General features: G+C 67.3%; 15 protein-coding genes and 5 pseudogenes. 14 read left to right on the forward strand and 6 right to left on the reverse strand.

Annotation, left to right across the window (positions count from 1 at the left end):
* A partial coding sequence (locus J7I98_RS12565; protein ID WP_214920740.1) for a phytanoyl-CoA dioxygenase family protein occupies positions 1-273 on the forward strand: 273 nt, incomplete at its 5' end.
* Between the two features lie 570 nt (positions 274-843).
* On the opposite strand, the gene J7I98_RS12570 is transcribed toward J7I98_RS12565, so the two are convergent.
* The 4 genes and pseudogenes from J7I98_RS12570 to J7I98_RS12585 all read right to left on the reverse strand — a co-directional run bounded on the left by J7I98_RS12570 (position 844) and on the right by J7I98_RS12585 (position 6,761).
* Complete coding sequence (locus J7I98_RS12570) at positions 844-1,641, reverse strand: hypothetical protein (RefSeq protein ID WP_214920741.1); 798 nt, start codon at positions 1,639-1,641, stop codon at positions 844-846.
* 785 nt (positions 1,642-2,426) lie between these two features.
* On the reverse strand, positions 2,427-3,398 hold the full coding sequence (locus J7I98_RS12575; RefSeq protein WP_214920742.1) for a GNAT family N-acetyltransferase: 972 nt from the start codon (positions 3,396-3,398) through the stop codon (positions 2,427-2,429).
* A 506-nt stretch (positions 3,399-3,904) separates the two neighbouring features.
* A pseudogene (locus J7I98_RS12580) lies at positions 3,905-5,685 on the reverse strand (reverse transcriptase/maturase family protein).
* Positions 5,686-6,149: 464 nt separating this feature from the next.
* On the reverse strand, positions 6,150-6,761 hold the full coding sequence (locus J7I98_RS12585) for an ISL3 family transposase (RefSeq protein WP_251020541.1): 612 nt from the start codon (positions 6,759-6,761) through the stop codon (positions 6,150-6,152).
* A 65-nt stretch (positions 6,762-6,826) separates the two neighbouring features.
* Between J7I98_RS12585 and J7I98_RS12590 the strand changes: the two genes are divergently transcribed.
* Positions 6,827-7,231, forward strand: a complete 405-nt coding sequence (locus J7I98_RS12590) for a VOC family protein (protein ID WP_214920743.1) — start codon at positions 6,827-6,829, stop codon at positions 7,229-7,231.
* An 85-nt stretch (positions 7,232-7,316) separates the two neighbouring features.
* Here the strand turns inward: J7I98_RS12590 and J7I98_RS12595 are convergent, their stop codons facing one another.
* Entirely contained in the window at positions 7,317-8,246 is a 930-nt protein-coding gene (locus tag J7I98_RS12595) for a DUF5996 family protein (RefSeq protein ID WP_214920753.1), read from the reverse strand.
* A 257-nt stretch (positions 8,247-8,503) separates the two neighbouring features.
* Here J7I98_RS12595 and J7I98_RS12600 point away from each other — a divergent pair, with 257 nt between their 5' ends.
* From J7I98_RS12600 to J7I98_RS12620, 5 genes and pseudogenes are all read left to right on the forward strand, one after another.
* Entirely contained in the window at positions 8,504-8,656 is a 153-nt protein-coding gene (locus J7I98_RS12600; protein ID WP_214920744.1) for a hypothetical protein, read from the forward strand.
* Positions 8,653-9,411, forward strand: a pseudogene (locus J7I98_RS42885) (IS3 family transposase); the annotation flags it as partial. The gene J7I98_RS12600 and the pseudogene J7I98_RS42885, both read left to right, overlap by 4 nt.
* A gap of 55 nt (positions 9,412-9,466) precedes the next feature.
* Positions 9,467-9,607, forward strand: a pseudogene (locus J7I98_RS12610) (IS256 family transposase); the annotation flags it as partial.
* A 150-nt stretch (positions 9,608-9,757) separates the two neighbouring features.
* Positions 9,758-10,294, forward strand: coding sequence for a GNAT family N-acetyltransferase (locus tag J7I98_RS12615; RefSeq protein WP_214920746.1), 537 nt, complete (start codon positions 9,758-9,760; stop codon positions 10,292-10,294).
* 113 nt (positions 10,295-10,407) lie between these two features.
* Positions 10,408-11,195, forward strand: a pseudogene (locus J7I98_RS12620) (transposase).
* 121 nt (positions 11,196-11,316) lie between these two features.
* Here the strand turns inward: J7I98_RS12620 and J7I98_RS12625 are convergent.
* A complete protein-coding gene (locus tag J7I98_RS12625; protein ID WP_214920747.1) occupies positions 11,317-12,249 on the reverse strand; it encodes a hypothetical protein in 933 nt (310 codons plus the stop codon).
* Positions 12,250-12,612: 363 nt separating this feature from the next.
* Here J7I98_RS12625 and J7I98_RS12630 point away from each other — a divergent pair, with 363 nt between their 5' ends.
* The 7 genes and pseudogenes from J7I98_RS12630 (at position 12,613) to J7I98_RS40960 (ending at position 19,354) form a co-directional block, all read left to right on the forward strand.
* Positions 12,613-13,860: a choice-of-anchor P family protein gene (locus J7I98_RS12630; protein ID WP_214920748.1), complete on the forward strand. Its 1,248-nt coding sequence runs from the start codon at positions 12,613-12,615 to the stop codon at positions 13,858-13,860.
* 20 nt (positions 13,861-13,880) lie between these two features.
* Entirely contained in the window at positions 13,881-14,876 is a 996-nt protein-coding gene (locus J7I98_RS12635) for a hypothetical protein (protein WP_214920749.1), read from the forward strand.
* Between the two features lie 707 nt (positions 14,877-15,583).
* A pseudogene (locus tag J7I98_RS12645) lies at positions 15,584-17,341 on the forward strand (SpoIIE family protein phosphatase).
* Between the two features lie 346 nt (positions 17,342-17,687).
* The gene (locus J7I98_RS12650) at positions 17,688-18,284 is read left to right on the forward strand and encodes a DUF5994 family protein (RefSeq protein WP_214920750.1); all 597 of its coding nucleotides are present in this window, start codon (positions 17,688-17,690) and stop codon (positions 18,282-18,284) included.
* Between the two features lie 5 nt (positions 18,285-18,289).
* Positions 18,290-18,550 (forward strand): hypothetical protein, encoded by a 261-nt coding sequence (locus J7I98_RS12655; protein ID WP_214920751.1) that lies wholly within the window; start codon positions 18,290-18,292, stop codon positions 18,548-18,550.
* Positions 18,551-18,603: 53 nt separating this feature from the next.
* Complete coding sequence (locus J7I98_RS12660; RefSeq protein ID WP_214920752.1) at positions 18,604-19,071, forward strand: DUF5994 family protein; 468 nt, start codon at positions 18,604-18,606, stop codon at positions 19,069-19,071.
* Between the two features lie 124 nt (positions 19,072-19,195).
* Positions 19,196-19,354 (forward strand): hypothetical protein, encoded by a 159-nt coding sequence (locus tag J7I98_RS40960; protein WP_251020540.1) that lies wholly within the window; start codon positions 19,196-19,198, stop codon positions 19,352-19,354.
* Positions 19,355-19,623 lie beyond the last annotated feature (269 nt).

Raw genomic sequence — 19,623 nt, forward strand, 5'->3', positions numbered from 1 at the left:
CACACCACAGGAGTCACCTCAGAGATGGCCCGCACCCACGGCGTCCGCCACGCCACCGGCCCCGCCGGCACGGTGGTCCTCTTCCACAGCAACCTGGTCCACAGCTCGTCCCCCAACCGCTCCCCGCACACCCGAACGCTCGGCCTGATCACGTACAACCCCACGTCCAACACCCCCGTCGCACCCACCGGCCCACGCCCGGACTTCTTCGTCAACCACGACCCGACACCCGTGCCAATGGCGTCGTTAACCGGCCTTGAGGAACATCGGTAACCGACGCTGTCACCGTGAGGTGATCGACGCGATCGCCTGGAAGTTCCAGACAGACTCGCAGTGGGGCCACCCGCCGGAAGAAGTACGACTCATGGAAGGGCGCCTACACGCGGTTGCGGAACTGGGCGGTCGACGGCACTGGTAATGGGTCTTCACCGCCTTGCTCGCCCAGGCCGACGGAGTAGAGCGTCAGGCCAGGTGGCTTTATTCACGAGTAGTGGGTCTGGCTCAAGTTCTGTGGAGTGGCACGCTGAGTGACAGCTGAGGCCGGAGCGGGGTGTCGGCGAAGGTGTCGTGGGTTGAACTGCGGGGCGCCTCGTGCGACCGGTGGGCCTCGCTGGCCCTTCCGGGATGTCGTGGCGAGTCTCCCTGGGGCCCGTGGCGTTGTCGGTCGGCCGTAACGAGACGTCGGTGGTGCTGGCAGCGGTGCGCGGCGGGTGCGCCCCCTGGCCGTACCGCCTCCCGTCACGGGGGCCGGGGCCACACAGTCCGTGCCGCTGCAGGCCGTCTGTCACGCTTCTGACCTGCGGTAGCTCGGCGCTTGCTTGGACGTCGCGACGGATCCTGCGTCTACTGGACGCCGGGCGTGAACTCGATGCGTACATCGTCGGCTTCCCGGATGACGTAGACATGATCGGTCTTCGCCCTCCACCCGACAGGGACGGCGTAGTAGCGTCCCTCGCGTGCCGTGATGAGTCGCAGGCCCGTGTAGCGGAAGCGAAGGTGGACGTTCTCGCCGAGGTCCTCGAAGTGGAGATCGGGTGATCGTGAGCTGAGGCCAAGTCGCTGCCCGCTGAAGACCACCAGGCCGGTGCGCTTGACCACATCGCGGGCCTCGTTCTTGGCGTTCTGCTCGCCGAGCTGGCCGGCAGCCAGGGTGACAGTCCAGAGCAGGAACACTCCGGCGGCGAAGATCGGCACAGCTGTGTCCAGCAGGCCCCTCGGGTGATCCACGTCAGTTGGCCGCGCTTCACCGAGCAGCAGGCCGATGGCGATGAGAAGCGGGCCGACCCAGCGGTACGGCAGCAGCAGTTGCCATTGCCACCACATGATGAGCAGGAGCAGGCCTGCGGCCACGATGACCAAGTAGTAGCGGGCCAGTGCCTGCGTGCCCCGCGATGTGCCGCGTACCAAGCCGTTGGGTAGTGCTTGTCGCGGTCGGCGCCCGCTAATGGCAACCGCGATGAGCAGCACGACGGCACCCACGAGGACCGGGAAGGTCATCAGATGCAAGCTCTGCAGGACAAATTCAGCAAAGCCGAAGCCGAGATAGAAGGGGGAAAGGTGGAAGTGGCCGTAATACGCGCTCGTATAGATCACGCCCACGTAGAACATCAATGCGGCGATGAACGACGCCTGGGCGATCACGATATTGACCAGCGCGGTGGGCGACGCCAGGTCTGGGTCCGCTCGCTTGGCCCACCGCGCAGGGCGAGGCTCCGTTTCGCTCACGTACCGTCCGGCGCGGGCTCTTGAGGCTCGCGGTTCCCAGGAGGCGGGGGACAACCGGGAGCGCCGGGGCAAGCGGGAGGTTCGGTAGACGGCTCCGGCGGAGCGATCTCGGGATCCGTCTCTCCCCTTCCGGTGTGCTTCGGAACAGGCGGAGGTGGAGGGACCGACTCGCCGCCATAGGAACGAGACCCATCGGGCGGCGAAGGTGTCGCGTCGCCGCCATAGGAACGAGACCCATCGGACGGCGAAGGTGTCGCGCTCGTCTTTGAACTGGTGGGGCTCGGAGTTGATGTGGTGAGGCTCGGAGACGGCGGAGTGGGGGATGCGTCGTCCTCGCCGGGTCCCCCTCCCGAACCGCAGGCTGCGACAAGCCCAAGGCACGCCGCGAACACGCCAACGCGGGCCATCCTATAGAGGCCATACCTCATGCGCTCTCCGTGTCCTCCGGTGCGACCAGAGGGGAGCGTAACGCCGTTTCTGCTGGTCACTGGGACCTGACGGCATAAGTGGGCCCGCACCGCTCGATCGGAGCAGCGAACAGGAACTTGCCGTCGGGAAACAGCAGCCTGGCGCGCGGTGACAGGGACTGGGACGCCTCGCCCGATGCTCGCCGTCACTCAGCGTGCCGCTCCACAGAACTTGAGCCAGAGCCCGAGTTCTGACAGCACCGGGCCTTCCTAGCGGGCCGAGCGCGGCGGTGGTCAACGCCAGTCGTCGATCACATACGCGTCGGGGTGGCTGTACCCGGGTTCGTTGGGCCTGTGCATGGTCACGCCCTGCAACCAGGTGCGGAAACCGCGGTCGATCATGCGCCGGTAGGCATCCGGGCGACCCAGGTTCATGCCAGCGTCCAGTTGCCCCAGCCCGCGCTCGGCGGCCAGCCGCTCGCATGCGTCGAGCAGTCGCTCGAACCGGTCGGCGGCCTCCGGACCAGGACGTACGGCGCCGAATTTGACGAAGCACACGTCCACGCCAGCCTCCGACCCGGCTCCGCAGTGGCAGACGGCCAGGCCGTCGAGCTCGGAGCCAGCGCCATGGAGCAGGATGGTGTCACCGAGTCCCTGCGCGTGCGCGGCCACGATCTCGCGTTCCAGGCTCAGGCCCTCGTACACGGCTCCGGTCAGTGCGCGACAGAGGCTCAGCGCGTCGGGCCGCTCGGCGGCGGGCAGTTCGCCATAGAGCACCCGGCCGGGGACTGCGGCACCGTCTGTGACCTGCTTCTTCATGATGGCTGTGAGGAATCGAGGCCAGAAACCGTACCGGCGGTAGAGCTCAAGATGCTTGGGACTGTGCGCGAAGGTGAACAGGCCGAGGTGGCGATTCCCCCAGGCGTCGAAGCAGTCGATGACCGGCTCCATCAGACGCCTGCCGATGCCCTGGTCCCACAGATCCGGACGTACGGTCAGCGGTCCGAAAAACCCGACGCTGCCCCAGTTGGCGGCGAAGTTCGATGCAACCACTTCGCCCTCGACCGTCGCCGCGAACGCCGCCTGTGGATCGGCCGCCCAGCGGGTGCGGACGTAGTCGACGGTCCCGAACGGATCAGGTGCCCCCAGGAAGGTCCCGAAGGCGACTCTGCAGATCTCATCGGCCCGATCCAGGTCAGCCTCATCCAGCGGGCGGACTGATACCGGGGCCGCGCCACTCTTGCTCTCCGCTGCTGGTGGGACCATCACTCTCTCCTTCCTACCCCCGTTCCATCGCACCACGGAGGTGCGCCGCAGGCGAGGTGAACGGTCCGGCGACACCCCCGAGGATCGAGGACCAAGCCGGTCTACCTTGCCTTTCCGCGGGAACCGCAGCAGGTAGCCGGCGCCAGCGACCACCATGGCCGCCTGGATCGTCCTCTCCGACTCCACACGATGTAGTCATCACACACGTGATGGCCTATAAGCGACCCGGGTCGGCTACTACGGGTGCCGAGGCTCAGGAAAGCCACCCTGCCCGGGATGACGAGTCCGCGGCCGGAACAGCCTCGGGTTCGGGTTCAGGAGCCGTGGGGACCAGAGCGCGGAGGCAGCGGCGGTGCTGGGCGACGCTCCGCTCGGCGGCTTCGCTCAGGTTGTGCCAGAGGGTACTGGTGGGCCGTCGGCGAGGTGCCTGCTGAGCAGGTCCTTTTCCAACGACCCCCAGTCCGAACGACGCATGCGACTTGTCACCGCACGTCGCTCTCCAGTGACTACTCCGTGTGTGCTGAGCCAGGGTTCTTGCCGTGGATGTCCGCGTGGCAAGTCCCGCAGACCACCAGGGTCTTGCGCTTCCGCGCGGCCATGAGATCTGCCCACGGCGGCCGATCTCCCGGTCTGCCCAGGTCTGCGAGCTTGGCGACGTGGTGGACTTCCACCTCGTCGACGCGCCCACATGCCTCGCATCGTCCGGCGAGGAGCCGGGTGACCAGCTCCTTGCGTTTGATGTTGACCGGGGCCAGCTGGCGGTCGGTGACGACCGTCTTCTTGTTCTGTCTCAGCGGGATCCCGCCGAACCGTCCGACCAGTGGCTTCCTGCCGGGTTGTTCGACGCGGGCCTCGAAGCACTTGCGCGGCCCGTTGGGTGTCTCGATCGTGGCCGCGTACTTGCGAGCCACCTTCGAGAACGACGACCGGTGCTTGTTGGCGTCATCAACATCGAGGCCGACATGGCCCATTGCAGCCGGGCGAATCGAAAGACGTCGCCGGCCAGCAGGTAGTACTGGACGATGCCGCGGTACTCGGACCCGTAAGTGCTGATGATGACGTGATCGTCCTGGTTCAGCAGTTGGGGCCGACGCGCGGGTTTGCCGCGCTTCATGTACTGGGCCTGCTTGGCAACTACCACCGAACGAGGGACACGCAGACCGATCGTCCCATTGACAGACCGACGCCTGCCGGAGATCTTGCGGTCGTTGTGGTGCACGGTGATGTCATAACCGAGAAACCTCGCCGCCCCGGTACGGGCATGCGTGATGAGCGTCTTCTCCGGCGACAGTTCCAACTTGAGTTCATCACGCAGGAATTGCGCCAGACGCTCCTTGATCTCCTCGGCTTCTGCCTTTGGTCCGGCGAACCCGAGCAGGGTGTCGTCGGCATAGCGCACATACCTCAGCCGTCGATACCCAGGATCATGGGTATCTATGCTGGGCATGCTGTGGAGTTGCTTGCGTAGTTCTCGCACCTGGGTGCGGTCGCCACGCTTGCGAGCGCGTTGCATCGCCGCCCACACCCGGAAGAAGGCGCGGTTCGGCTTCCTGACTTTTCCTCGGGTGTATTCAGGGATCAGAACCTTCTCGACATACTCATCCATCTTGTGCAGGTAAATATTGGAGAGGATGGGTGAAACAACCCCGCCCTGCGGGCTTCCGCTGTGCGTGGCGTTCCAAATCCAGTCCTCCATGTATCCGGCCTTGAGCATGTTCCGCACCAGCCGCAGGAACCGGTTGTCGTGGATTTTCTCGCCCAGGGTTCGGAGCATGACCGAATGGTCAAGCCGGTCGAAGCACCGGGAGATATCACCCTCGATAAACCAGATCGACCCCGTCCAGGTGTTGGCCACCTTGCGCAGTGCGGTGTGACAGCCCCGGCGGGGACGGAAACCGTGAGAGGAATCAGAGAACGTCGGCTCGTAATACGCCTCAAGAAGCAGACGGATCACCTCGCCGACGAGCTTGTCACTCCACGGAGGCAGGCCGAGCGGCCGCAGCTGCGAACTGCCCCGCCCCTTCGGGATGTAGACCCTTCTGGCTGGGCTCCACCGGTACCGCTCGTGGCGCAGCGCGTCGATGACGTGCTCGATCTTGCCCAGCGACATGCCGTCCACGGTCTCCCCGGTGACCCCGGGCGTCATCGCTGCCTTGTTGGAGTACAAACGCCCGTAGGCCAGCAGATACAACTGCGGATTGAATAACTGTCGGTACAGTTCGTTGCACGGCAGGCTACGCCTGCCGCGTCCACGGAGGACACCCAGTACTGTTTCGGCACTCTGCATTTCGCATACCTCCCGATTCTGTGGTGTCCAATCACCTGGCCCCCTTCGCCCAATGTGAACGGCTTTCCCGTTCTCCTTGGCCGGTCGTGACTCCGGCGACTACTACGGGGCCTCCGTCGCCATAGGAAGATCTCCTCCCGTAGGCGATCCCATGTTCGTCCTTGTCGTACGTACTAGCGTGACGTAGGCGCCCCACTCATACCCTTGAATACCCTCACTGGGCATCGCTCCGTTTCCCGGAGGTTGTCTCGGGTCTGGCATTAACCCAAGGCAGGGAACGGCACCGGTTTCGGACGTCTTTCCGGTGGATTTGACCTTCAATCTTCTGGGCATTGGGGTTCAGGCAATCCAGCTTTCGCCATATCACGCGGGTCCCGCGACGCACCGTCTCTGACGCCTGAACCCGGCCGTCGCTTTTCTGGCATGCTATTTTCCCCATCCCCGTTTCCGGTTTGGGTAAGCCATCAGACCCAGGAATTTCCCTCCGAATTCCTCCCGGCTGAAGCCGGGAATACGACAAGGCGCCTCATGGCGCACTGCCACCGGTCCGCGACCTGGACGGCCTGCGGAGCCCCGGCAGCGGCACCCTCGGCGAATAACGGCGCCCGGTCCCGGCACACGACCTCGACACCGGGCCGATCGGCGAGCCAGGCCGCCAGGCTCGTTGCCTCCCGGTCTGGCAGCAAGTCGACAGGACGGCGGGTTTCGACGTCGACGAGGACCGTGCCGTAGTGGCGGCCCTTGCGGGTCGCATACTCGTCGACGCCCACTACACGCGGCGCGGGCGCCTCCGGCTGGGGAATCGCGTCGACCAGGCGCAAAACCGTGCTCCGGCTGACGGAGACCCCGAGGACAGAGGCCAGGCGGGCGCCGGCCCGGCCCGCCAGGGCGAGACCAACCGCGGCCAGCGTCGAGCGCAGCTGCTCGGTCCGCTGATCGTGCCGACGGGTCAGGCCAGGTATCTGCTCGACGAAGGTGCGGCGAGCGCACCCCGAGTTCCCGCAGGCGAACCGGCGGACCCGCAGCTGGAGAACAACGCTTCGTCCGGCGCTTGGCACATCAGCAGGAAACCGCAGATAGGAACCATGAACCCGGTTCGACCAGACCCCGCACGCCGGGCACGCGGCACCGTTCGGGCCTGGTGCTCACGCACTTTTTCACCGTCTCCGATGTGCCGCGCTCCCGGGCGTTCTACGCCGACGTGCTGGGGGGACAGGTGGTGCTGGACGAGAATCCCTGCATCATCAAGGTCGCCAACAGCTGGATCATCATGAACCCGGGCGGCGGGCCCACCGACGACAAACCGGATGTCGTGCTGCGCCCCCCGGAGGACCCCCGCACCGCCTCCAGCTTTCTGAATGTGCGGGTGGCCGACATTCACCGCTTCCACGCCGCGGCCGTCGCGAAGGGAGCGGAGTTCCTCACCCCGCCCATCGACCGCCGTGCCGAGCTGCGCTGCTACATGCGCGATCCGGACGGCTACCTCATCGAGGTGGGCCAGGCAACGGGGCTGCTCCAGGGCGTGCTGGCGCGCACCGACACCTGACCGGGCGGTGCCGCCGTGACCACGCCGACGGCCGGGCCGCGGCGGCGTGCGGGCGTCAGCCGGACGCGGCGCCGGGCCCGTGGGTTCACAGCTGCGGGTCCGTCACCCCGCCAGGGCATGCCATCTGCTCGATCTCCCAGCCGGCGCGCCCGGCGCCGGCCTGGTACGCGCTCTCGTAGAAGGCGAGTACGGCAGCACACGGGTCGGTCTCTGTACGGACCTCGTCGTACCGCAGCACGGCAAGGTGGCTGTTGCCCCGGGCGATCCAGCGTGCCGCTGCGGGCCGGAGCGGCTCCTCGGCCAGGTGCGCGGGCTCCGGGGCGGTGTAGGAGTAGAACGCGGGCTCGGGGAAGGTGTCGTCCCCGAACCAGAAGCCGAAGCTGATCACCTCCTGGGAGTACGCCTCCCGGGTGACCGGGTCGAGCTGCGCAGGCTGCTCGATGTGACGCCCGGAGAACCGGCTGTGGGCGATGTCGAAGGTGTGCCAGAAGTGGTGCACCGGGCTGACCTTCCCCGAATACCCTGCGGCGAATTCCTCCAGTACTGACGCCGCTTGGCTGAGCACCCGCCAGTAGCGGTTGGCCTGCGGGGGATCGTAGGTCGCGTGCTCGGTGTCCTCGGCGAACGGCCGGCCGGCGTCGGGCAGGTCGAAGGGCCTGGGTACGTCGAGTCGCACCCGGACGCCCAGCGCAGCCAGCGAGGCCATGACCGCGTCATGGAAGGACGCCACCGACTGGCCGATGAGCGGGAGGGAAATCTGCCTGCCGTCCAGAGTCGAAACAACCAGCTGATGTCCGACGAAGTCGAAGTCCATCGTGAAGATCGGATTGCCGTCGACCTGTCCCATCGGGCGAGTGGTGATGCCGCGCCCCGTGAGGTGGAACGGGACATTCCACCAGTGATTACGCCGGGCGCCGGCGGCGAGGCGGACCTTCCCGACGATCTGCGCGAAGCGATGGAGTGTCTCTTTGGTGTCGCGCCACTCGGCGAGCGGGATCGGCGGGAACAGCTCCATCGTCATCACCTTCCCCTCCCGCCCAACGCTCCTGATGGCCGGACGGGGCCTGGATGACCATGATGACCACGCCGGACAGGTGCGGCACCTCGTCGAACCCGGGAGGCATATCAGCGTTCGCGCGCGGCACTGCCCCGGTCGCCTGGGCGTGTCTTGTGGGCCACCTCCGAAGTGGCCGGGGCACTCTGACCCGGGCCACGTCCGGACACACCGCGGGCCCCAGGGGATCAGCGCCATGACATCCCCGGGGCCCGCGGGTGCGAAGAGGCGCGCTCCCTCTGACCACCGACGAGCGGGCGGAACTGGCCACTCTGCGCAAGGAGAATGCCCAGCTCAAGCGGGCCAACGAGGTCCTGCGGACGGCCTCGGCTTTTTTCGCGGCCCAGCTCGACCCGACCCGGCCCAGGTGACCGCGCTCCTCGACGAGCACGCGCACCTGGGGGTCGAGCCTGTACTCCGGGAACTGCACATCCCCTCCTCCACCTACTACCGGTGGTGCCACGCCGAGAAGGAGCCGTGCGAGCGGCGTCGGCGGGATACGGAGCTGACGGAGCAGATCCGGCGGATCCACGCCAACTCCGGCGGGATCTACGGCTCCCCGCGCGTGCACGCCGTCCTGAAACGCGAGGGTGTGGCCATCGGCCGCAAGCGGGTCGAGCGATTGATGCGCGAGGCCGACTTGGCGGGGGTGAGCCCGCGCCGCAAGGGCTTCACACGCCGCGATCCGAAGGCCACCCTGGCCCCGGACCTGGTCCAGCGGGACTTCACCGCCCCCGCGCCGGACCGGCTGTGGGTCACCGACCTGACGATAATCTCCACCGGTGAGGGCCCCCTGTGGCTGTCGGCGATCCGGGATGCCTTCTCCCGGCGTGTGGTGGCCTGGGAGACCTCCGCCCGCGCGGACGCCGATCTCGTCCTGACGACGCTGGAGTACGCCCTGGCCAGCCGCGAAGTCGAGCCCGGCAAGCTCGTTCATCACGCGGACCACGGCTGCCAGTACACGTCCATCAAACTCACAACACGCCTGCTACGGACGGGAGTTGAGGCATCAATGGGCTCCGTCGGGGACTCGTACGACAACGCCCTCGCGGAGAACTTGTGGATGCTGGTCAAGACCGAGTGCGTCCGCGGCCGCGTCTTCGCCACCCGGGCCGAGGCGAACCTGGCGCTCTTTGAGTACATCGACGGCTTCAATAACAGCCGGCGCATCCAAGAACGGCATGGTGTTCAAGCTGATCGAATCGGCCCAGGACCGCTGGCGCGCGGTCAACGCACCCCACCTCGTCGCCCTGGTCCGGGCCCGCGCCCATTTCGAACGCGGACACCTCGTAGAACGGCCGGAGGGGGCGGTCGCGGCGTGACGCTCCGTCATCCGATATCGAACGGGCACAGCAGGGGAGGCGAAGATGCGACCATGCCTGGTATTCGTGTCACCCACGTTCTGCTCGACTTCTTCGGCACCCTGGTTGCCCATTCCCCCAGCTGCACCGAACAGGGCTTCGCTCGGTCCCATGACCTCACGCGAACCCTGGGCGTCTTCCTTTTCTTCACCTGCCCACGCCGACGTAGTCACCAAGCGCCTCGTACTGCGGCCCTGGACCAAGAGCGAGGCCACCGCAGTCCTCGACGGCGCCCGGTCCCCTCACTGGGCGGACGACTTTCCCGCCGATGGCGATCGCGTGGTCGCGGGCCTCTTCAACCAGTACCCCGACTGGCTCGGCACCTACGGCCACCGTCTGATCATCGAGTGCGACAGCGGCCTGGTGGTGGGCTCCATCGGCCTGTTCTGGCCGCCCAGCGACGGCGTCCTTGAGATCGGATACGGCATCGTGGCCTCCCGCCGCGGCCGGGGCTATGCCCCCGAGGCCACCCAGGCCCTGGCCGAGTTCGCCCTCACCCTGCCAGATGTCCACACCGTGTCCGCCGACGTAGAACTGTCAAATCCGGCCTCAGTCCGAGTACTGGAGAAGGCCGGCTTCCACCGGTGGACGACCGGGGAGAACGTAGCCAAGTTCAGGATCGCGATCCCGAACCACGATCGGCGCTGATTGCGCGGGGTCCTGGAGGCGATGCCGCCAGGACCCCATCGCGGTGGCCGAGTCCCCGGGCAACCAGCGTGATCGGAGAGACAGAATCTAAAAGTTGTTGCAGAACGTCTGGGATGGGGCATTCCCCTTGTGTGGGTGGGGTGTTGCGGGCTGAGCCGTTGTGGGTGGAGACGTTCACCGGGTTGCGGATGGGCCGGTTCGAGAAGCTCGTGAGGGTGGTGCGGGAGCGGGGCGGGAACGGGCCTGGTGGTGGCCGTCCATGGTGCCTGCCGTTGGCGGATCGGGTGCTGCTGGTGGCGGTGTACTACCGGACGAACCTCACGATGCGCCAACTCGCCCCGCTCTTCGGGATCTCCCCGGCTACCGTCTGCCGGGTCATCCAGCGGCTGCGTCCGCTCCTCGCGCTGGAGCCGGCGCCGCGGCCCGTCGCCGATGTCGAGCGGTTGTGGATCGTGGACGGCACCCTGATTCCGGTCCGCGACCGCACCGTCGCCGCCTCCTCCCGCAACTACCGGTTCTCAGCAAACGTGCAGGTCATCATCGACGCGGACACGCGGCTGGTGATCGCATCAGCGCGTCCGGTACCCGGAAACAAGGCCGACGCCCACGCCTGGCGGGAGTCGGACCTGCCGGCGAAAGCCGCAGGCGCCACGGTGATCGCGGATGGCGCCTACCTGGGCACCGGGCTGATCGTCCCGCATCGCAGACGAGCCGGACGCCCCCTCCTGCGCGGCCAGGAGGAGGACAACGCCGAACACCGACGGGTGAGGCCCGCGTCGAGCACACCTTCGCCCGGATGAAGAACTGGAAGATCCTCCGCGACTGCCGCCAGAAAGGAGACGGCCTCCACCACGCCATCCAGGCTGTCGCCACCATGCACAACCTCGCCATGACACGCTGAACCAGCAGGTCAGCCAGCACACCGACCTGCCCACACCCACCCTTCTGCAACAACCTTTAGTCGTATGGGGTAGCGGGCTGAGGGTGCTGGGTGGCTGTACCAGTCAGGGTGGAGTCTCGGCTCACTCTTTCCAGTAATCCTCCCGCTCCCATTCGAAGGTCAGTCTGATGTTGGCCGCCTCCAGCTCGCCGGGATGGTCCAGGGTCAACGAGCACCACGAGCAGTAGTACAGCTCCGGGTACGCCCACCGCACCACGTCGCCGGGATGGTCCAGGCAAGCCCCGCTGCCACACTCGCGCACCTCGCAGCCGCAGTCCTCCTCAGTGATGCCCCCGTAGATCACCGCGACCTTGTGGCACGCGGAGCAGGAGGCGAGCGCCAGTTCACTCAACACCCGACGCGACACCGGCGCCGGCCACACCAGCGTCCCAACGCCGGTGTTCGGGTTTCCCCTCGCGGATGGCTTGAGCAGGCCGCCCATCGAGGGGCGGGAGGCGCAGCCCTCCATGAAGCCGTTGAAGACGGCGCGGGCAACGCTCTGCTTCACGGCGAGCGCATCCTGCGCCCGCAGGAACATCATCCGCGTGGGGGCATGCGACACAGGCTGGAGCGCCAGCGGAAGAACGTCGTACTCCGTCAGGAGCCGCACGGCCTGACGCTGTGCGACGGCGCCGACCGTCTGAAGAGCGGTCCAGGTCGCCACGTAGGCGGAACTGTCCTTTCTGTCGAAAGCCGTGTCAGTGGCGCTCATGGCGTTCTCGAACTCCCTGCGCGCCAGGGCTTCGACCGCGTCTTCCAGCCCCGGCCGCAGGGCTGGCACCGCCACCTTCTTGACCTTGTCCAGGTCGGCGAAGATGCCGTCGTATGGCCCCCAAAAGACGGCCGATGGGGCCTTCAGATCGGCGCGGATGGCCTCGATGAGGGTGACGGCGTACTGAAGGCCGCGGTCGGCGCTGCTCGCGTGGTGCCAGCCCAGGTGAGTCTCGCCGTCCTTTCCCTCCACGATCACGGCGAACTGCTGTTGCGTGATGGGCGCGTTCTTGCCCCAGATCACTGTGGCCTGATCGAACGCTTCCTTCAGGCTGATGGTGCGGACCTTCTTCCTCCCGCTGCCTGACCTGCAACCGCGTCAGCACCCCTGGACCATCAGCGCCACCAGCGACGCCGCCACCAGCGACGCCGCCACCAGCGACGCCGCCGCCAGCGGATAATTCGCGTACGCCGCAATCAGCTCAATCACGTGCGAACCCTACGCCGCCACGGAGCCTCCCCCTCCGCACCCCAGTGCGCAACACAAGTGCGTCAAGGGGCTGTTGTAGCCCTACCGGAGAGCGTTAGCTTGCTTGTCATGGCCGCGCCACGCGGCCCCACGGGGAACCACGCCGCCCGGGGGAAACCGGCGTGAGACGGGGGGCCCATGCTCCTGCCCAGAAACACCATCCGGCCCAAACGCACGATGGCCAGCGCCATCAGCGTCCTGCTGACCGCTTCAGCCGCCGTCGTAGCCGTCCCGACCACCGCTGCCGCAGCCGAGCTGGACGTCGATTACACCGGCGTCGCTACGGCCGCCTACCGTGCACCCACGACCGTCTCAGCCAAAGTGACCCTCGGCGAGGACGGGCACGCGGGCGCGAAGGTCACCTTCCGTGTCGGCGACGCCACCTGTGAGGCGACCAGCACCAGCACCGGCGCCGCCTCCTGCACGCTCGCGCCGGTCAACAAGCCCGGCTATTACGGCATCAGCGTCCGAGTCGAATCCCCGGCGGGCAGGGTCGGCACCTTCCACACCTTCCAGGTCAAGAAGGCCACCACCGCCCTCGCCTACAACGGCACCCGCCATCTCGCCAACGACGAACCGGCCAAACTCGCCGCGACCCTCAAGGACGGGGCAGGGCAGGCGGTACCGGAGCGCACCGTACGCCTCGCTCTGGGCGCAGGCGGCGCCGAACAGGCCTGCAACGGCGCCACCAGCAGCGGCGGCGACGCGACGTGCACCGTGGACAAGGTCAACCAGGACCTGAACACAGAGGCCACCGTGCCCCTGTCGGCGGCGTTCGCGGGGGACGACTACTACCTCCCCTCCAACGCCACCTCCACGGCCGTACTCCAGTACGCCACCGGGCGCGCGTTCGGCGCCTCCGCGGACGTCAACCTGATCCTCTTCCCGGTCAAGATCCCGCCGCAGCCCGACACCGGGGTCATCCGCACCGCACGCGCCACCACCAACCGGCCTCAGTGCAGCGGACAGGTCAAGACCATCGGCGTCAACATCGAAGCCCTGTGCGCCGAGGTCAACACCAGCCTCAACCCCGGCACATCAACCGCGAAGACCACCGTCAAGTCCGCGAAAATCGGACTTCCCGGCCTCCCGGTACTCGACCTCTCCGGAGTCGAAGCCGTCTCCACCAGCACCTGCACCAAAGCCGAAGGGCACACCGGCACCACCCTGAAGATCGCCGGTAAAACGATCGACGTCCCCAACGTCCCGAACACCGTCATCGACCTCGGCGTAGCCCGACTCGTCATCAACGAGCAGCTCCCCGCAGCCGGTGCCGACAAGGGCATGACCGTCAACGCCGTCCACCTCAAGGACGCGCTCGGACTCATCGACGTCGTCATAGGCTCCGCCACCACCGGCGCCCACAACTGCGCGCCGGCATCCTGACCACACGGGGGAAAAGAAGCATGAAAACCAGCAAACCCAGAACAGTCCGCGTCCTCGCGACAGCCACCGCCCTCATAGGCGGGATCCTCACCGTCGGAGCAGCCGAACCCGACTCCCACCGCCCCACCGACTCCCACAGCCCCAAAGTGAGCATCAAGACCCCGGCCGGTATCACTCTCAGCGGACCCGACGCCTACCGCTTCCACCTCCAAGAGCTGAAGAAGATCAGCCCCGACATCTACAAAACCGTCTGGACCGACGGCGACGCCACCGTCCGCGTCACCAGCCGCGCCCAGTCCAAGGTGCGCGTCGAAAAGAGCCGCGGCAGCCTGAGCGTGGAGAGCATCGAGGCCACCGACACCGCGGGGATGAGCGGAAAGCAGCTCATTGCGCGTCAGGAAAACCGCGGCATGTCCGCCGTGGACCAGCAGATCGCCATGGGCATGGACCCCGTCCAAGCCAGGAAGACCTTCGCACCCGAGCCCCGCGCTGCGGCTGAAAAAGGCCCGATCATCGCCACTTGGTGCGTCGACCTCTCAGCCGAAGGCGGCAAGCTCGAATCCCACGGCTGCAACCTCCGTCGCCTCGACCAGGACGACCCCCACGGCCGCTACATCGCGGACGAGATGAAAACCAGCGCCGTCTCCCACGACGACGACTTCTGGTTCCCCTACAAGCTCAACCGCGTCGACTCCATCCTCATCTACCGAGGAGGCGAAGAAGTCGTGAGCTGGCAACCCCTGGCCGATCAGCCGGTCGCCCAATGCGGAAGCATCACCGTCAGCGTCGAAGGCAAGGGCGGCGGCGCATCCGTCTCCAGCCCCATCTGCCCCGACACCTTCGGACCCTCCGACATCCCCTCCGCCGGAGACCCCCGCTTCGGCGCCGCCTGGTCCGGACCCATGGCCCCCATCGGCCACTTCCGCGGCACCCACGGCGTCACCCTCGTCAAACAAGCCGCCGGAGCCGAAGGCACCGGCCTCCAAAACAAGATCCGGTATAGCTGGGGCCTGTAAGCATGCAGGTGTAGCCCCCCCCCACGAACACGCGAGCGCCCCGCCTCGACACCCCCGAGGCGGGGCGCTCGTCGTGTGAACCATGCGGTACGCGAGGGTCGTTGACACCCCCGGCGGGTAGGTTCAGCAGCTCGTGATCGGGTTTGCCGGAGGTGCCCAGCGTGTAGTGGATCAGGGTTTTGTCTCGACTGGAGTCGATCAGCCCCGGATTGCGGCGCATCAGAAAAGCCTTGAGGGCGTACTCGCAGCCGAACCCGGAGTGCAGAACGGCGAAGTGCTCACTGCCCGCCCCCCAGTCCTCTAGGGCCCGCCGTATGGATTGCCCAGCCCGTTCAGCGAAGTTCTTCTCATCCATACGGCCGATCATGCCGGACCACACCCACAGCCTCGGGCGGATTATTTGGCCGAGCTGCGGCCGAGTCAGGCTTCGCCGGTGCAGGGCGCCAGGGCCCATACCGCGCAGGTTCGCGGCTGGCCGGCCGCTTCGGCCGTGGTGCCCATAAGCCACCGAGAGTGGTGCGGGCCGGGCCCACCGGGGAAGGGCGCGCGCGAGCGGGCTCTGATCGTTTGACATCGGTCGCGCCAGGCCGGGCACCGCACCGGACTAATTTCGTTGTCAAAGGACATCGACGGCGAAACGCGGTCCCACAGCGTCGAAGTTCATCGAACTCTTCGCAGGGTGGGTCGGGTTGCACTGGGCCAACAGGATGCCGTCGCGCGTAACCGATCACTCGCACGGGCGGGTCACCTACGCCAACCACAGCGCCCTGCAGCTGCTGGGCGTGCGCGGCGACGAGTTGCTGGGCCAGTTTCTCTCGGACGTGCTGCCGTGGCTGTCCGATCCCGACGCCGAGTACCGGCACCGGTCCGCGATGATCTCGCAGGCGCCGGTCTCCTTCCTCGCCTGCCGCCCGCCCGACCGGTGGCTCGCCTTCTCCCTCCATCCGGAGGCGGACGGAGTAACCGGCCGGGTGGTGCCCTCCGGTCATCCACCCTCGACCTCGACCTCGACCTCGACGCCGTCCGCCTCCTCGGCCGAGACAGCAACCCCTGCCACACCGGCCCGCATGGGTGTCATGTACCACGTCCTGCAGCTGGGCAGCGCGCTGACCGAGGCGGTCACCGCCCGCGAAGTCTGCGAAGTCGTCTCCGACCAGTTCCTACCAGCCTTCGGGGGCCAGCAGCTGGCGATCTACGTGGTCCGCGACGGAACGATGCACCTGCTCTTCCACACCGGCCACCACGAAGACTTCCTCGACTGGCTGGAGGGCGTACCGCTGCACGCCCGCCTGCCCGGTACCGACGCCCTGACCTCCGGCGCTCCGCTCTTCATCGAGTCGCAGCAGAACCTCTCCCAGGGCTACCCGGGCATCCCCGTGGGCGGGGTGAGCTCCTGGGCGTATCTGCCACTGATCGCCTCCAGCCACCCTGTCGGCACCTGCGTCCTCGGCTTCGACGAGATCCACCGGTTCACGGAGAAGGACCGCGGTGTCCTCACCGCACTCGCCGGGCTGATCGCCCAGGCCCTGGAACGCGCACGGCTCTACGACTCGGAGTTCGCCCTCGCGCGCGGTCTGCAGCAGGCGCTCCTGCCGCACCGGCTGCCCGTAGTCCCGGGCATCCGCACCGTCGCGCGCTATCTGCCCGGCACCAGCGGAATGGACATCGGTGGCGACTGGTACGACGTCATCCCCACCGACAGTGGGGTCTCTCTCGTCATCGGAGACGTGGAAGGGCACAGCATCGCCGCCGCGGCCACCATGGCCCAATTGCGCAGCGCGGTACGGGCCTTCGCAGCCGTGGGCCATACGCCCGGCGATGTGATGGCCGGCGTCAACTGAACCCTCATCGACCTCGACCCCGGGCTGCTGGCCAGCTGCTCCATCCACCTCGAACCACACAGCCACCATGCCTACGCCGTCATCGCCGGCCACCCCCCACCCCTGCTCCGCCGTCCCGACGGGATGACCGACGCCCTTGAACTGGACGTCGGCCCACTCCTCGGTGTGGATCGCGCAAGCGCCTATCCAGCAACCCGGATCGACCTCCCGCCAGGATCCATCCTCGCCCTCTACACCGACGGACTGGTCGAGGAACGCGGCGCCGACATCGACGTGGGGATCGACCGCCTGCGAACATCCCTCGCCCGCGCCCGCGCCGGCTCACTGGACGAACTCGCCGACCGGCTTCTGCACAACGCCCGGGGCTCCTCGTACCGAGCCGACGACATCGCCCTGCTGCTCACCGAGCACGGTTCCGGTCACGGCGCCGAGGTGACACCTGATGCGGTGTCACTCTCACCGACTCGGCAAAACGCTGAGGCCAACGCCGAACTCGCCTGCAGCCGTGATCAGCGTCCACAGCATGGCCGCAGCTCCTCACGGCGTCCACCCGCCACCGACTTTGCAGGCCGGGCACCGGGAACTTTCGCCGGTGCCCCGCGTACGCATCAAGACTACTGGTGACGCGTAGTCACCAGCATCCGCTCGGAGACCCGCCTGAATGCTCACCGAGCTTCCCGACCACGCGACGGAGACCTCCGTGCAGCCACCCTCTGGATCGCCAGTCTCCTGCGGCAGAGGGCCCGGGCTACGCCGTGCGATGGTCCCGGCGCGCTCGGCGGCGTCCCATCCGCTGTGGGGGCTCCCGCACACCGTTCAACCCATCGCTCCGCATCGGTCCGTCGGGCCCTGTCCAGAAGTATCCTGAAGTTACCGAGGACACTTCGCACACCTGCTTTCACGCTCGTGTCGTCTCCGGCGATTCACAACGCCGGGTCGGCCTGCACCGGCCCGGGGCAGGGTCCGCGTCATGACCGCGACCATTTTGTATACGCCCGCGGTCGAAGACCGGACCTCTTCGCCGCCCCTCCGACTCATGCTGGCGCCGGCCGGCACCGCTCCGGCTCTGATCGACGGTGCGTGGTGGCCCCGGTCCCGCGACCTCGTGGCGGAACTTCCCGCGCTGACGGCCGTACTGGACCCCAAGTGGGGGCGGATCACTCGTGTCACGGTGAACCCCACGTTCTGGCCAGTCATCCCACGCAAGGTGCCCGTCCACGGGCATGTGGTACACGTGGGCTGGTTCAAGGCCGAGCAGGACCCGCACAAACTGCTGCTGCTCTCCTACACCGCAGGCCGCTGGGACCTGCTCGTGATCCCACCCGAGACCAGCCCCGGCACAGCGGCCCGTCTGATGACCGCGGCCACTGATCCGTTGCGCAGTCTCACCGCGAGCGGCTTGATCCAGGAGGCCGAGCTCTACCGGATCGCCGCCGAGGCCGACTGGGACTCGACCCGGGAGAGGGTCTGGGACTCCGAAGGCGGCCTTGGAGCACGCCAACCGACCTCACCTTTGTCTGCCCCGGCAGTCATTGGTCAGGTACCGGATCCGGCTGAAGGGATGTGACGATCATGGACACCCTCGTCACCGTGCTCGTGATCCTGGCGATGATCGCTCTGGGCACGCTCGCGATCCACATGCTCAACTCCCAGCACGACGAACGCATCGCGGCCTTCCCCTACGGCCGCGCCAAGTCGAACCTTCGTACTCGGCCCACGGCAGATCCGCCCGATTCCCGCGGACACGCGGCTTCGAGTACCACTGGCGTTCACCGCGACCATCGCATCGCAGGCTTCGGGCGGCTCTGGCCGCGCCGTCGCGCCCGGAAGTGAGACACCATGCGCAGTCCGCCCGTGCAGGAAAGTCCTCAGAGGGGCGGCAGATCATGACCGCCGATACCCCGGCTCCTCTCCTGCTCCTCGCGGACACAAGCGATCAGCCGGTTGTTCCCGGCGCGGCCGTTCTGAGGATGGAGACAACCTCCAGCCGTGACGGGCTGTTCGACGGCGCGTGGTGGCCACGCACCCGTGATCTCAAAACCCAACTGCCGGGCCTGATCACCGCCCTGACTGGCCGGCTTGGCCCCGTCGCACGCGTCGGTCTGGACGCGAGCGCCTGGGACGGCGCTCCGGGCCACCTGGTCATCGACGACCGCATGGTCCGCATCGACTGGTCCGCCGTCGGCGACGGCACAATGATCATCACTCGCGGACCTCAGGACCACTTCTCCTTCCTGGTAATCCCGCCAGAGGCCCCCGCGTCGGCCGCGCGCGCCGCGATGACCATGGCCGTACAGGACGGCAACTGCACATCGGCAGAACAGATCCTCACCGACACCGGCATCCTGCCCTAGCGCACTCCGGCCGCCACAGCGGTCGCACACTGCGCTGGAGTCATGCGCACGCCGCCCTCGTTTGCGAGGCACCTGGGCCTGCCGTTCCCGCATGTGCTTCGAGTCCCCAGGCAGCAATCGAGACATGCCATCACCGCCCAGTATCTCGGAACTCCGCCGCGCCAAGTTCGCCCGGCGGCTGCCGGGCGAGCTCGCGGCGCTCGTCGGCCTCATCCAGGCTGAGGGCGCGTTCCGGGTCGCTTGCCTTGGCGGAATCCTCGTCTGCCAAGGAACGCGCCCGTAGACGCGCCGGAGTGGCCCGGTGGTAGCGGCAGCGATCCGGGCCCACTCCAAAGATCTGTGGTCAGCGGCTGACGGCCCCTCGGTCCGCGCGTACCGACGCTTCTACCGGCGCAACCTCCCTCCGGACGCAAGAGAACGCACCACTGCCCAGCCGCACCGGGATACATGTGACTGCCACCGACCCGAGGTGCCAGGCGGTATCGCGTCATCAGCCGCGAGCAGTCATGTCTCACGCCCTGCCCCCGCCTCCGCGTGGCACGACCATGTCGG

Source organism: Streptomyces sp. ISL-98, assembly GCF_018614055.1.
Lineage (GTDB): Bacteria > Actinomycetota > Actinomycetes > Streptomycetales > Streptomycetaceae > Streptomyces > Streptomyces spiramyceticus.

What these genes read in the sequence shown, in the direction of transcription:
- J7I98_RS40960 (WP_251020540.1), top strand. Translation starts at nt 19,196, where the DNA reads ATGCCATCACCGCCCAGTATCTCGGAACTCCGCCGCGCCAAGTTCGCC.
- J7I98_RS12615 (WP_214920746.1), top strand. Translation starts at nt 9,758, where the DNA reads ATGACCTCACGCGAACCCTGGGCGTCTTCCTTTTCTTCACCTGCCCAC.
- J7I98_RS12655 (WP_214920751.1), top strand. Translation starts at nt 18,290, where the DNA reads ATGGACACCCTCGTCACCGTGCTCGTGATCCTGGCGATGATCGCTCTG.
- J7I98_RS12630 (WP_214920748.1), top strand. Translation starts at nt 12,613, where the DNA reads ATGCTCCTGCCCAGAAACACCATCCGGCCCAAACGCACGATGGCCAGC.
- J7I98_RS12660 (WP_214920752.1), top strand. Translation starts at nt 18,604, where the DNA reads ATGACCGCCGATACCCCGGCTCCTCTCCTGCTCCTCGCGGACACAAGC.
- J7I98_RS12595 (WP_214920753.1), bottom strand. Translation starts at nt 8,246, where the DNA reads ATGGAGCTGTTCCCGCCGATCCCGCTCGCCGAGTGGCGCGACACCAAA.
- J7I98_RS12635 (WP_214920749.1), top strand. Translation starts at nt 13,881, where the DNA reads ATGAAAACCAGCAAACCCAGAACAGTCCGCGTCCTCGCGACAGCCACC.
- J7I98_RS12650 (WP_214920750.1), top strand. Translation starts at nt 17,688, where the DNA reads ATGACCGCGACCATTTTGTATACGCCCGCGGTCGAAGACCGGACCTCT.
- J7I98_RS12575 (WP_214920742.1), bottom strand. Translation starts at nt 3,398, where the DNA reads ATGGTCCCACCAGCAGCGGAGAGCAAGAGTGGCGCGGCCCCGGTATCA.